Source organism: Arthrobacter sp. TJ-170 (assembly GCF_058269305.1).
On sequence record NZ_JBZCNL010000004.1, the window covers coordinates 282903 to 295745 of the forward strand.

Here is a 12843-nt window from a genome sequence, read left to right on the forward strand (position 1 = left end):
GGGTAGGGCCCGCAGTTCCGAGGCTACCGCTGGGCCCGCAGCACCGCTAGGCGAACGACGGCGCCGGCGCGGCTGCCACTGCCGCCAGATACTTTGCGAGCGCCCTGGGTGCGGAGCGCGGCGCATCGGCTTCGACCAGGGCGTTGTAATTGGTGTTGGTGTTCACGTCGTAGGTGAGTACGCGTCCGTCCGCCGTCTCCATGAATTCGATGCCGCACACCTCGATGTTGTTCCGGCGCGCGAACTGCAGGTACTTCGCGATGATCGGATGATCGAAGTCGCGGCGCAGGCTGAACAGTTGCTGATCTGCCTCCGGTTCGATCGTTGCACCCGGCGGCATGACCGGCTTGCCGGTGGTCGGATCAATGGCGCAGGCGTCCGCCGGGCAGAGCTGGAACCCTCCGCGCGCTGTGTCCGCCTGGATAGCGTAGATAAACTCACCGCCCACGATTTCCACCCGGGTGATGACCGGTTCAGCGGCCCGGATGAATTCCTGTACCAGGGTGATACCGTCCTGTGGTTCCTCGAACTCGTCCGACGCCACGTACTCGGCAAGTTCCTCGTGGCTCTCGAACTTGCGGACACCGAGCCCTTTTCCACCCTGGTTGTGCTTGGTGATGAAGGGAGTCGGAAACGTCTTGGCTGCTTCCAGGATCCGGTCGCGTCCGATGGCGGCCACCGTCCGGGGCGTATCGATGCCGGCTGCCTTGAGCGCGGTCAACTGGTCCACCTTGCTCATTTCGAGTTCAAGGATGCGCCGCCCGTTCACGGTCCTGCGGCCGTGAGCCTCCAGCCAGGACAGGACCGCGCGGGCATAGTCCTTGGACAGCCCATGATCCCGGGTATGCGCCGACGCGCTGATCCTCGACCAGAAGATGCCTTCCGGCGGCGTTGCATCCAGGTCGAGGACACCGTCGGTCAGCAGCCACTGTTCGAACTCAAGCCCCTCCTCCTCGAAGGCGCTGGCGAACGGAGGAAACCACTCAGGGTTCTCGTGCAGGGCGTAGATCCTGGTCATGTCCGTTGTAACGGCAGCCTCGTGCGCACTATTCCGCTCCTCGGCGCCGAAGCATCAACGGCAACACGTTCTACCCGCAGAGATAACCCGGCCGTAACTGGACGGCAACACCGCCGCGGGAAGCTTGTCTCACCGGCGCGAAAAAGCCGGTTCCATCCTTACCAAGGAGCCGCAATGTCTCTGATCAACGCCACAGAAATCAGCCGCATCCGCGACCTCGGCATCCTGCGCCGAGGCGATACCATCGAAGCCCACCGCCGCGACGAGGTCCACTATCGCGGCCTGGTCGAGGACACCGCTCCCGGCCTTGGCGTGGTGTGGATACGGGATGAGTCCGACGGCCGCCGCGCCATCCTCCACACCGACGAGTACGCCATCTGGCAGATTCGGTTGGCCACCCAGGAATCAAGCCTGGCCGCCTGAACGGCAGAAACCAGCCAACCAACCAACGACGACGGGTCCCCTCCCTTGCAAGGCGGGAACCCGTCGTCGTGCTCTTGTTGGCGGAACTAGCGGGTGGGCTCGCGTTCCAGCGCAGCCTCGTGTTCCTCATGTGCGAGCCTGAGGAGCGCCATGAACTCGGTTTCATTGCGGATGAGGCGCTTGTACTTCTCGGGCTGCTTCCTGAGCATCTGCTCCTCCGCGCACATCTTGTTGAAAATCCGCTCACGCTCGTTGATGTCCGTCTCGTAGTTGAGATCGACGTATTGAATGGCATGGCGGCGGGCACCTGAGACGAGGTTCTTCACCTTGCCCTTCGGGCTGAGGAGGGAAGCCAAGACCGTGACGATCAGGACGCCGAGAATCACGCTCAGAGACAGCCCGGTGGAGATTTCAACAACCTCGACGTGCTCACCGTTGTTGATGAATGGAACCGTATTCTCGTGCAGCGCGTGAAGGATCAGCTTGACGCCGATAAAGCCGAGGATGCCCGCCAGCCCGTAGGAGAGGTAGATGAGCCGGTCCAGCAGCCCGTCAATGAGGAAATACAACTGCCGCAGGCCCATCAACGAAAACGCCGTCGCGGTGAAAACAATGAAGACGCTCTGCGTCAGCCCGAAGATTGCGGGGATGGAGTCAAGGGCGAACAGAATATCCGTACCGCCGATAGCCACCATGACCAGGAGCATCGGCGTGAGGACTTTCTTGCCGTCTTCGATCGTGAAGAGCTTGTCGCCGTCGTAATGTTCCGTAGCCGGAAGGAACCGCCGGGCCAGACGGACAACAAAAGTCTCTTCCTCCTCGACGTTCTTCGGCTTCAGGATGTTGCCGGCGGTGAGCAGCAGGATCAGGCCGAAGATGTAGAACACCCAGGCGAAGGAGTTAATCAGGGCGGCGCCCAGGAAGATGAAGCCGGTCCGCGCGATCAGTGAGAACACGATGCCGAACAGGAGCACTTTCTGCTGGTCGGCACGCGGTACCTTGAAGGTGGTCATGATGATGAGGAAGACAAAGAGGTTATCCACGGAGAGCGCCTTCTCCGTGATGTACCCGGCGAAGTACTCGGTACCCATGTCAGTACCGCCGAAAATGAGCACACCCACGCCGAAGAGCAGCGCGATCCCCACGTAGATGGCAGACCAGATGCTGGCTTCCTTCAGCGAGGGCGTGTGGGCCTTGCGGACGTGGAAGAAGAAGTCGAAGAGAAGCAGCCCCGCGATTCCTGCAATTGTCAGAATCCAGACAATAGTGGGCACTTCCATGCTTACGTCTCCTCGTCAGTGTGCTGTCGATTTACCGTAGTTCGACGTCCAACGCACCTGCAAGCAGTTCAGCTACCGGTAGACAACCGCCTCGCCTCCGCGATGATCCGGTCAAACCCTGCATCCAGTTCGGAGTCGATGTGCTGACGGTTGGGATCTGCGTCATACCAGGCGAGAATTTCCCGCGCGCCGAGGGCAAAGGGTGTTGTGCAGACGAAGTCGGGAACCAGCGCCTTGACCTTGGTGTTGTCGAAGATCACCGAGTGCTGCTTGTCCCCGATGATCTGCGGCCCAAGATCCGGAAGGTATGCGGCGATGGTCTCGGATGCAACGTGGATCAACTCCGGTTCGGGTGCTCCGGCGGCATCGGCGAACAACTGGTAGATGCGGTTCCAGGTGAGGAATTCGTCCGACGTGATCGTGAAGCTGTCCCCGATCGCCTGGGGCACTCCCAGCAGCCCGACGAACGCCTTCGCGAAGTCGGTGCTGTGCGTCAGCGTCCAGAGGGAGGTTCCGTCACCGTGCACCAGCACTGGACGCCCTGCCCGCATCCGTGCGATGTCGGTCCAGCCGCCGGTGATGGCGATCTTGGTGTGGTCGTAGGTGTGTGACGGGCGCACGATGGTGATCGGGAAGCCGCGTTCCCGGTACTCCTCCACCAGCAGGTCTTCGCACGCGATCTTGTCCCGTGAGTACTGCCAGAACGGGTTCCGCAGCGGAGTCGACTCGCGGATGGGCAGCGACGCCGGGGGCTTCTGGTACGCCGAGGCCGAGCTGATGAACACGTACTGCCCGGTGCGTCCGGTGAACAGCTCGATGTCCGTGGCAACGTGGTCCGGCGTGAAGGCCACGAAGTCGACGACGACGTCGAAGGTGCGGTTACCGAGGGCAGCGCGCACTTCGTCCGGTTTCCGGATATCGGACTGCACCAGTTCGGCGCGGGACGCTGCCGGATGCTCGGTGGAGCTGCCGCGGTTCAGGATGGTGACTGAGTAGCCGAGCGCGAGCGCCCGGTCCACCACCGCGGTGCTGATGACCCCGGTTCCGCCAATGCACAGGATCTTCACTGGTCGCTCACCATGCGTAGTCCTCGGGCGCTGTCTTGTGGCCGGGGAAGATGTCGTCGAGCGCGGACAGGGTGTCCTCGTCGAGCTTTATCTCCAGGGCACGCAGGCCACCGTCGAGCTGTTCCTGCGTGCGCGGGCCGATGATGGGTGCGGTCACGGCGGGCTGGGCAAGGAGCCAGGCCAGGCCAAGGTCCGCCGGCGAGTGCCCGAGCTTCTCGGCGAGGTCCTCGTAGCGCTGGATCTGGTCGCGGTGCTTCTCGAGGGTGTCAGCGGCGCGCCCCTCCAGCCGGCGGACGCCCTCGTTCTCTTTCTTCAGGACGCCGCTGAGCAGTCCGCCGTGCAGTGGTGACCACGGGATGATGCCGAGCCCGTATTCCTGGGCGGCGGGGAGGACTTCGAGTTCGACGGTCCTGGTGAGCAGGTTGTAGATGGACTGCTCGCTGATGAGCCCGGTGTAGTTGCGGCGTGCGGCCGCCGCCTGGGCCTGCGCAATGTGCCAGCCGGCGAAGTTGCTGCTGCCCGAGTACAGGATCTTGCCCTGCTGGACTGCAACCTCGATGGCCTGCCAGATCTCGTCCCAGGGAGTGTTCCGGTCGACGTGATGGAACTGGTAGAGGTCGATGTAGTCGGTTTGGAGGCGCTGGAGGCTGGCGTCCAGGGCGCGGCGGATGTTCAGTGCGGACAGCTTGCCGTTGTTGGGCCATTCGTCCATATCGCCGTAGAGCTTGGTGGCCAGCACGGTCTTCTCCCGGCGTCCCCCGCCCTTGGCGAACCACCGGCCGACGATGGATTCCGTACGGCCCTTGTTGACGCCCCAGCCGTACACGTTGGCGGTGTCGAAGAAGTTGATCCCGGAGGCGTGGGCCGAGTCCATGATCGAGTGGGAATCCGACTCCTCGGTCTTGGGCCCGAAGTTCATGGTGCCAAGGCACAGACGGGAAACGGACAGGCCGGAGCGGCCGAGGTGGGTGTACTGCATCAGCGAAGTTCCTCTCGAGGACGAATGGGAATCCGCTTTCCATCCTGCCAAGCCTCGGGCCCTTGCGCTAGTGGGCACTTTTGCGCAGCCTTCGCGAATTCAGCCGTGGTGCAGCTCGCCGGACCTGCACGGATCTTCCGGTCCGCCTAGGATTTCACCCATGACTCCCTCGCAATCACTGCCCGTGGCACTCATCACCGGCGCCTCCCGGGGAATCGGCCGCGCCATTGCCGACGAACTCGCGCGAAACCACCACCTGTTGCTTGGCGGGCGGGACCGCGCCTCTCTGGAGGCCATCGCGTCGTCGTACCCGTCGGCTGAGCCCTTCGCGCTGGACGTGCGTGAGGTTTCGGAGACGGATGTCGCCGGCATCGGACAGCTGGACGTGCTGGTGCACTCCGCCGGCGTGCTGAGGATGGGTGCCGTGGCTGACCTCGACGACGACGCCTGGCGGACAAGCTTCGAAATCAACGTCTTCGCCGTCGCGAAACTGACCCGTCTCCTGCTGCCTGCCCTCCGTGCCGCCGGCGGACAGGTGATCGCGATCAACTCGGGCTCAGGCTACACCTCGGGGTCCGGGTCGGCGGTGTACAGCGGCACCAAGTTTGCGCTCCGGGCGCTCACTGACGCACTGAGGGAGGAAGAGCGGCCCAACGGCGTCCGGGTGTCCTCCATTCACCCGGGCAGGGTGGCCACGGACATGCAGGCCGAACTGCACGAGTTCGAGGGCAAGGACTACTCCCCCACCGCGTGGATCCAGCCCACGCAGGTCGCCAAGGCGGTTCGGCTGGCGGTGGACGCCTCCCGCGATTCCACCGTCGAATCTCTCAACATCCGACCCTCGGGCATGGCATGAGCACGGTACGCCTGGTAGCCACGGTGACGGGTGAGGTCCAGGGCGTCGGATTCCGCTACCGTACGCGCCAAAAGGCGGAGCAGCTAGGGCTTGTGGGATCAGCTACCAACCAACCCGATGGATCGGTTCTCGTGGTGGCCGCCGGCCCCTCCTCGTCCGTTGACCAGCTCCTGAAGTGGCTGAACTCCGGGAATACTCCCGGTCGGGTCGAGAATGTGGATGCAGACCTGCACGACGACGGCGCCAGCGAACTGAGCGGCTTCGTCACCGACTAGCGGGCTAGGAGCCGGCTAGTCGCCGGAGGTTTCCGTGACCCTGCGCGGCATCCCGAACTGGGTCTGCACGCCGGGCGAGTAGAGCACCGATTCCGGAGGACCCTCCACCACCAGACCCGCGGCGCGCACCAGCCCGTCGTCGCAGTGATCCAGCACGGCGGTCTGGAGCGGCCATGGTGAGTGGGTGTTGGGGATGTAGATAGTCCGGCCCGCAAACCGCGAGTGGAGCCCGAACCGCGCCGTCAGGTGAATGGACAGCGGATCCGCGGCGGTGCTCCCTGTGGGCACAACCGCGAACGACGACATGGCCCCGCGAAACCTGTTCACGGAGTACCCGGTGCCTTGCGCGCGGTGCCGGGGCCGGCAACGGGACCAGACGTAGGGAATGCCTGCCGCACGGGCACCCAGCACGACCGCCAGGCGGGACGCGTCGAGGGTGAGGAAAACGACGCCTCGCTCACCGGTGGAGTCCCGCGAATACAGCCGAACGTTCACCTCGGTGAAGGTTCCGAAATAGGGCACGGGCAATCCGCGTCCCAGACCTGCTCCGCACATGCGGAAACCGATGAGCCCCACCCAGGAGTCGCCGTCGTACTCGTCCGGAACGGTGCCCTCAGGCATGAAGCGGGCTGCCTCGGAGCTGGCGATGCGCCAGTGCAGGAAGACGGCGTCGCCCCAGAACTGGTCCATCAGCGCAGGGGTGCGCAGCGGAGGCGGCTCCGGCCACCGATCGCGTGCTGCGGAAGGGTCAGACATGGGTTCTCGGCGCTTCCCCCTCGGTATCCGCCTGTCGCTTCCGGACGCGGTCGAGGGCCATCATGACCGGCGTTGCCGTTACCCCGTGCAGCACTACTGAAAGTGACACCACAAGACCCACGAAAGCCCAGACCTCGTTCGCCTCGGCGTCGAACTCGCCGTTGCTGAGCCCGTAGCCGAGGTAGTAGAGGGAACCAATTCCGCGGACGCCGAAGAACGCCAGCGCCACCTTCTCCCGCGCACCTGTCTGGCCACCGAGCAGCCCGAGGAACCCGGCCAACGGCCGGACGAGAATCAGGAAGGCCAGTGCAAGGAGGACGTCGGTCCAGCCAATCGTCTCGAGGAGTCCCCGTGCAATGGCCCCGCCCAGCAGAACCAGAATGACAACGGAGAGCAACCGTTCGAGTTGTTCCACGTAGCTGTGAAGCACGCGGTGGTAGCCGTGATCGCGCTCAGCGGCCCGAATGGTGATGGCACAGACGAACACAGCGATGAAGCCGTACCCTTCGAATGTTTCCGTGACGCCGTAGGCCAGGAACGTCGCCGCGAGCGCAACGAACCCCTCGGAATGGCTGGAGAGGCGGAATGAGTCTACGCGTGAGGAGAAGAAGACGCGCCCGAGGAGCTTGCCCGTGCCGTACCCGAGCAGCACGCCGAATCCGATGCGCCACAGGACATCGATGAAGAACCACTGCGGAAACCATGCGCTCGGCTCGGTGCCGACGAGGCTGATGCCGATGGCCAGGTACACGAATGGAAAGGCGAGGCCGTCGTTGAGACCGGCCTCGCTTGTCAGGCCGAACCGAACCTCATCCTCACGGTCGAACCCTTCCTCTCCGTCGGCCGGCTCTCCCACCTGGACCTCCGAAGCGAGGACGGGGTCGGTAGGAGCCAGTGCGGCAGCCACAAGGATGGCACTGGCCACTCCGAGCCCCAGGAAGGCGTAACCCATGAGGGCGAACACCAGGATGCACACAGGCATCACGATCCCGAGCATGCGCCACGTGGTGGACCAGGCACGCCAGCCGATCGGTCGATCGAGGGCGAGGCCTGCACCCATAAGGGAAATGATCACGCAAACCTCCGTGAGGTGCGTGGTGACCACTTCGTACTTCACCGGGTCCGGTGTGGGCAGATAGTCAATCAGGGCAAACACCACGATGCCTGCGGCAAGGAACACCATCGGCATGGAGACGGGTGCCCGCCGCAAAAGGCGGGGAAGAAGTGCAGCCGCAAAAACTATGGCACCCAAAACCGTGAAGATAATGCTGGGGCCCTCAAAAAGTTTGAGCACGAAGGTTCCCTCTCGCCGAATGGTCCTGCCTAAAGATACTCGTGTGAGGCGTGTTCGTGGCGGCCGTGGGATTGGGATGGGATACTGCTGTCACTGTCTAGCGTCCCGGGGGAAATTATGAAATTCCTGGATAAGCCCGGAACTCCCGCGACCATGCTTCTGACCAGACTGGGCGTTCCCTTCCGTACCCTCAGCTACGTCCACGATTCCTCTGCCGAACACTATGGAACGGAGGCAGCGGAGAAGCTGGCGGTTGATCCGTCCCGGGTATTCAAGACGCTCATGGTGGATGTCGGCAGGCAACTGGCGGTCGCCGTCGTTCCCGTGAGCCGCTCACTGAATCTGAAAGCGATGGGTGCCGCGTGCGGCAGCAAGCGGGCAACCATGGCGGATCGGGCTGCTGCGGAGCGGCGGACCGGGTACGTTATCGGCGGAATATCGCCGCTCGGGCAGAGACTACCCAGCCCGCTGGTGCTGGACGAGTCTGCGCTCGTCTTCGAAGCGATCCTCGTCTCGGGCGGCCGGAGGGGGCTCGAAATCGAGCTCTCGCCGGCTGATCTCCTCCGCGCGACCGGCGGTACGACGGCGCCCCTCGCCTCCCGTTGACCGGACGTACTATCGTAGTGCCGGTTGTCCCAATCCCTCCTGCAGACAAGAGCACCTGTGCATAGTCAGGGCATTCTGGCGGTCGTGAACTCCTCCGCCGGAACGGCGTACGGGCGGAGTCTCGACGCCGTCGTTTCCTTCCTTGCCTCGGCGTCAGCCAGGCGGGGCACCACCTTTGAACTTGCGCGGACAGAAGACCTGGACGCGCTTGACACCGCACTCGCGGGCCTTGGCGGCCGCCAACTGATCCTGTTGGGCGGTGACGGTTCCATCCACGCCGCAATCCAGTGCCTTTACCGAGCCGGAAAGCTCGACTCCGTGGGGCCGATCGGCATCATTCCCGTAGGCACCGGAAACGATCTTGCGCGGTCGCTGAAGATTCCGCTCGACCCGCTGCACGCCGCCGAATGTGCAATGTCCGGACCGGCACGCGCAATGGAACTGCTGGTCAGTGATGACAGCATTGCTGTCAACGCCCTCCATATAGGGATCGGCGCGGATGCCGCGGCCAAGGGTGCCGACGTAAAGAAGAAACTGTCGAGGATCAAGGCGGGAAAGCTGGGATATCACCTGGGTGCCATCGCCGCCGGTGTCAGTTCACCGGGATTGAACCTGAGCGTGCGGGTCGACGGTGAGGAGCTGCATGACGGCTCCCGCCCGCTCCTGATGGTTGCCCTCGGGCTCGGCGGCACCGTTGGCGGAGGTGCACGTCTCATACCTGACGCCAATCCGCATGACGGATTTGTCGACGTCGTGCTCTGGAAATCGGTGGGCCGGGCTGCCCGGGTGGGGTACGCGCTGGGGCTGAAGCACGGTGACCACGCACGTCGCAGCGACGTACGGATCGGGCGCGGGCAGACTGTGGAAATCACCGCGGTAGACGACCATGGGTTCCGGGTCAGCAATGACGGCGAGCTGCGGGGTCCCTTCACCCACCGCCGCTGGGAAGTGCTGCGCGACGCTTGGCACGTCATTGCTCCGCAGTAGTTGCCGCACCGCAGTAATCGCACCGATTCTGAGGTATTGCCATAGTGCTCCGCAGGTTCACTCAAGGTTTCCACAAGAGACGCGGAGCACTCTATCTCCATGGCAGACAGCCCACTAGGCTGAATGTCAGCCACCAGCAATGACGGGCCCCTTGCGGGCACCTAGCGAAGGCTGATTGTTCGGATTCCTCCCCGGGGGTCCGGTCGGAACTGACCTTCACTAGGGGAGACACATGGGGAGTACCAGTGACAAAAGCTAGGCCAACGTCCGGCCATCCGGCCCTGAAGAGCCGCCCTCGTGCGGTCCGGTCGGGCATCAGCGTGTGCCTGGCGGTTGCTGTCATCTCCTCTTTCAGTTATCCGGTCACCAGCACGGTGCCCCCCGTCGGCTCCGCGGCTCCCGTGGCCAGCGTCAGCGGCTCGATTCTCGCGCTCGGCACAGACATTCTGCCTGGCGCCACCCAGCCTCATACCGGTTATGTCGGTGAGCAGGTACTCGGACAGCCCACGTTCCAGTCCCCCTTCGGCACCACCGACTCCCTGGTCCCCGGTCGCCAGATTCCCGATCCGCAGGCGTCTCCCCGCGCCCGGGTGAACGCTGACAAGGCCACGGCAGAGTTCCTCGGCGGCAGCATGGAGCGTCCTGGCAAGGGCCTGCTCGTTGCGCCCCTGCAGTTCCTGGCACCCAGTTCACCGTATGGCCTGCGGACCAGCCCCATCACCGGCGAGCACGGTGAGTTCCACTCCGGTCAGGATTTCGCGGCACCCTGCGGTACGCCGGTCTTTTCGGCCGATGCCGGCGTTGTGCGCGCGGTTGGCTGGCACCCCTGGGGCGGCGGCAACCGCGTTGAACTTGACCACGGCAACGGCCTGGTCACCACCTACAACCACCTTGAGGGAATTGCGGTCAAGACCGGCGACCGCGTGGGCGCCGGTCGGGTCATCGCCACCGTTGGCACCAGCGGCTGGTCCACCGGCTGCCATCTGCATTTCGAAACCATCCTGAACGGTGTGCACACGGATCCGAGCGAGTGGAAGCTGATTGCGATGGAGGGCGGTCCGGCTGAGATGCCGAGCCTCGCGAACTTCACTCCGGGAACGGGCAACGGGCGCGACGGCGACACCGCCTGGGTTGCCTATCTCGCCTCTCCGAAGGCGCATGCGCTTGAGCCGGTGGCTTTCAAGTCACCGGTCCGCGTGGACGCAGAACTGTCTGCTCAGGGGAAGCGTCCCACCGCCGGCAGGTCGTACTCCACCACCGAGAAGTCATCGCCGGGCTCGATTGTGACGGCCTCACCGTCGCCGTCGTCGCCATCCTCGGGTAAGACAACCACGAAGCCTTCTCCCACCCCCACGCCTTCGGCTCCAGACAAGTCTTCACCCTCGCCGTCAGCGCCAGACAAGTCTTCACCCTCGCCCTCAGCGCCAGGCACGTCTTCACCTTCGCCATCGCCATCGGATCCCACCCCGCCGGCCCCGGCCCCGAGCCCGATCGTTCCGGATCCAACCCCCGTGGCCCCGGCCCCGAGCCCGATCGTTCCGGACCCAACCCCCGTGGCCCCGGCCCCGAGCCCGATCGTTCCGGATCCAACGCCTATCGTTCCCGATCCAACCCCCGTGGCCCCGGCCCCGATCGTTCCGGACCCAACCCCCGTGGCCCCGGCCCCAAGCCCGATCGTTCCGGACCCAACCCCCGTGGCCCCGGCCCCGAGCCCGATCGTTCCGGATCCAACTCCCGTGGCCCCGGCCCCGAGCCCGATCGTTCCGGATCCAACTCCAACCGTTCCGGCCCCAACGCCCACGGTCCCAGACCCAACCCCGACCCCCGATCCTCTTCCCACCGCGGACCCGACGGCACCCGTCACCCCGCCGCCCACCTGCGAGATCGCACCGGACGCTGCCATTGACCCGGTGACGGGGTTCGCCATCGACCCGGTGACAGGACTACTCATCGATCCGGTGACAGGGCTGCCCATCGATCCAGTGACAGGGTTGCCGATTCCGGGTCCTTGTGCACCGGGCGCTGCCCAAACCACGCCGTAGTCCCTGCATCGCGCCACGGCATTGGCGATCCACGCCTACAACATCATCTCGTGTGTTCGTCAAGATGGTAGACCCAAATTGGCATGAATCTGGTCGAATTGCATCAGGAAGTTGCTTGCTGCAAGTAACGTCGTGACACCTCGTCTGATTCGCCTCTTTGAAAGGAACACCCTTCCCTGTGAAGAAATCACTCGCTGCAGCCGCTCTCGCCGGCGCGCTCACTGTCTCCTCCGTTGCCGTCGCCGCGCCCACCTTTGCGGTTGGTGAAGGCCCCAATTACAACGGCAACGAAACCATCAACACGTCAATCCTCCGGACCTACGACGAAATGGCGGACTACCTCAAGACGCAGGACGCCAAACAGGACGCAATGGAACTGGAGGTTATTGGCCAGTCGGTCAAGGGCCGAGACCTGTACCTCGCTAAGTACATCTCCAACCCGGACAACCCGACCATCCTCTTCCTTACCCAGCAGCACGGCAACGAGCAGCTCACCACTGAGGGCGCGCTTGAATTCATCAAGCACCTCGGCACAGGAAAGACAGGCGGCGTGCTCGACGGCGTCAACGTACTGATTGTCCCCATGCTGAATCCGGACGGTGCCATGGGCGATGTGGACTTCTCCCTTGACGACTACATCGCCAGCGGCGACCGGCACCTCACCCGGTACAACGCCGTCGGTGTGGATCTGAACCGCGACCATGTCGCGAAGATCCAGCCTGAGACACAAGCGCTGCACTACAACGTCATGGCCAAGTACGACATCGACTACATGATCGACCTACACCACCAGGGCACCAGCAGCGAACGCGACGGCAAGCTGGTCTCCGGCTCAATCCTGCATCCCACCACACCCAACGTTGAGCCGGCAGTCCTAGAGGGTTCCAAGCGCTTCGGTGCGGTGGTGTTTGATGCAGTCGACTCCACAGGCTGGGGACACCTCGGCAAGTACAACGGCGGTTCGGCCGAGACCATCAGCCGGAACGGAATTGCGGTCGAGTACGGAATCTCCACCCTATTGTTCGAAATGCGCGGCATGTCCGACCACTTCAATGAGGGCGCGGTGCTCGGCCAGAAGAGCAACGGCTACCTGATCAAACAGACCATCACCACGCTCGACGCCACAGTGCGGGCAATCGCGGATGGCTCGATCAATACGGCTGATACGTCGTTCTGGGACACTCTCGCTACGCAGAACACCCGCGCGGAGTAGCAGTCAGCCACTACCGAAGGGCGGTAGCCGCGTGCTGCGGTTACCGC

The 12843-nt window shown here is 63.9% G+C and carries 13 protein-coding genes; 7 read left to right on the top strand and 6 right to left on the bottom strand.

The features are described 5' to 3' along the window. Positions 1-46: 46 nt before the first annotated feature. Positions 47-1018 (bottom strand): ATP-grasp domain-containing protein, encoded by a 972-nt coding sequence (locus AC4D1W_RS10075; protein ID WP_490898645.1) that lies wholly within the window; start codon positions 1016-1018, stop codon positions 47-49. Positions 1019-1192: 174 nt separating this feature from the next. On the opposite strand from AC4D1W_RS10075, the gene AC4D1W_RS10080 reads away from it, so the two are divergent. Then, positions 1193-1441 (top strand): hypothetical protein, encoded by a 249-nt coding sequence (locus tag AC4D1W_RS10080; RefSeq protein ID WP_490898646.1) that lies wholly within the window; start codon positions 1193-1195, stop codon positions 1439-1441. Between the two features lie 86 nt (positions 1442-1527). Here AC4D1W_RS10080 and AC4D1W_RS10085 read toward each other — a convergent pair whose 3' ends face one another. From AC4D1W_RS10085 to AC4D1W_RS10095, 3 genes are all read right to left on the bottom strand, one after another. After that, positions 1528-2721, bottom strand: coding sequence for a TerC family protein (locus AC4D1W_RS10085; RefSeq protein ID WP_490898647.1), 1194 nt, complete (start codon positions 2719-2721; stop codon positions 1528-1530). Positions 2722-2789: 68 nt separating this feature from the next. Continuing rightward, a complete protein-coding gene (locus tag AC4D1W_RS10090) occupies positions 2790-3788 on the bottom strand; it encodes an SDR family oxidoreductase (RefSeq protein ID WP_490898648.1) in 999 nt (332 codons plus the stop codon). Between the two features lie 7 nt (positions 3789-3795). After that, positions 3796-4767 (bottom strand): aldo/keto reductase, encoded by a 972-nt coding sequence (locus AC4D1W_RS10095; protein ID WP_490890203.1) that lies wholly within the window; start codon positions 4765-4767, stop codon positions 3796-3798. Between the two features lie 160 nt (positions 4768-4927). Between AC4D1W_RS10095 and AC4D1W_RS10100 the strand changes: the two genes are divergently transcribed. Then, positions 4928-5623, top strand: coding sequence for an SDR family oxidoreductase (locus AC4D1W_RS10100; RefSeq protein WP_490890204.1), 696 nt, complete (start codon positions 4928-4930; stop codon positions 5621-5623). Then, positions 5620-5898 (top strand): acylphosphatase, encoded by a 279-nt coding sequence (locus AC4D1W_RS10105; protein WP_490890205.1) that lies wholly within the window; start codon positions 5620-5622, stop codon positions 5896-5898. Before AC4D1W_RS10100 ends, AC4D1W_RS10105 begins: the two co-directional genes overlap by 4 nt. Positions 5899-5913: 15 nt before the next feature. On the opposite strand, the gene AC4D1W_RS10110 is transcribed toward AC4D1W_RS10105, so the two are convergent. After that, positions 5914-6654: a YqjF family protein gene (locus tag AC4D1W_RS10110; protein ID WP_490890206.1), complete on the bottom strand. Its 741-nt coding sequence runs from the start codon at positions 6652-6654 to the stop codon at positions 5914-5916. Then, positions 6647-7948 carry a cation:proton antiporter gene (locus AC4D1W_RS10115; protein WP_490890207.1) on the bottom strand — a complete coding sequence of 434 codons (1302 nt, stop codon included), beginning with the start codon at positions 7946-7948 and terminating at the stop codon, positions 6647-6649. The genes AC4D1W_RS10110 and AC4D1W_RS10115 overlap by 8 nt, the downstream gene beginning before the upstream one ends. 117 nt (positions 7949-8065) lie before the next feature. Between AC4D1W_RS10115 and ybaK the strand changes: the two genes are divergently transcribed. From ybaK to AC4D1W_RS10135, 4 genes are all read left to right on the top strand, one after another. Beyond that, entirely contained in the window at positions 8066-8554 is a 489-nt protein-coding gene (gene ybaK / locus AC4D1W_RS10120; RefSeq protein ID WP_490898649.1) for a Cys-tRNA(Pro) deacylase, read from the top strand. A gap of 84 nt (positions 8555-8638) precedes the next feature. Then, positions 8639-9541 carry a diacylglycerol/lipid kinase family protein gene (locus AC4D1W_RS10125; RefSeq protein ID WP_490898650.1) on the top strand — a complete coding sequence of 301 codons (903 nt, stop codon included), beginning with the start codon at positions 8639-8641 and terminating at the stop codon, positions 9539-9541. A gap of 245 nt (positions 9542-9786) precedes the next feature. Then, complete coding sequence (locus AC4D1W_RS10130; RefSeq protein ID WP_490898651.1) at positions 9787-11583, top strand: peptidoglycan DD-metalloendopeptidase family protein; 1797 nt, start codon at positions 9787-9789, stop codon at positions 11581-11583. 178 nt (positions 11584-11761) lie between these two features. Beyond that, positions 11762-12796, top strand: coding sequence for a M14 family zinc carboxypeptidase (locus AC4D1W_RS10135; protein ID WP_490898652.1), 1035 nt, complete (start codon positions 11762-11764; stop codon positions 12794-12796). Positions 12797-12843 lie beyond the last annotated feature (47 nt).

Excerpts from the sequence above, each read along its gene's own strand:
- AC4D1W_RS10075 (WP_490898645.1), bottom strand. The coding sequence starts at position 1,018 with ATGACCAGGATCTACGCCCTGCACGAGAACCCTGAGTGGTTTCCTCCG.
- AC4D1W_RS10080 (WP_490898646.1), top strand. The coding sequence starts at position 1,193 with ATGTCTCTGATCAACGCCACAGAAATCAGCCGCATCCGCGACCTCGGC.
- AC4D1W_RS10085 (WP_490898647.1), bottom strand. The coding sequence starts at position 2,721 with ATGGAAGTGCCCACTATTGTCTGGATTCTGACAATTGCAGGAATCGCG.
- AC4D1W_RS10095 (WP_490890203.1), bottom strand. The coding sequence starts at position 4,767 with ATGCAGTACACCCACCTCGGCCGCTCCGGCCTGTCCGTTTCCCGTCTG.
- AC4D1W_RS10100 (WP_490890204.1), top strand. The coding sequence starts at position 4,928 with ATGACTCCCTCGCAATCACTGCCCGTGGCACTCATCACCGGCGCCTCC.
- AC4D1W_RS10105 (WP_490890205.1), top strand. The coding sequence starts at position 5,620 with ATGAGCACGGTACGCCTGGTAGCCACGGTGACGGGTGAGGTCCAGGGC.
- AC4D1W_RS10110 (WP_490890206.1), bottom strand. The coding sequence starts at position 6,654 with ATGTCTGACCCTTCCGCAGCACGCGATCGGTGGCCGGAGCCGCCTCCG.
- ybaK (WP_490898649.1), top strand. The coding sequence starts at position 8,066 with ATGAAATTCCTGGATAAGCCCGGAACTCCCGCGACCATGCTTCTGACC.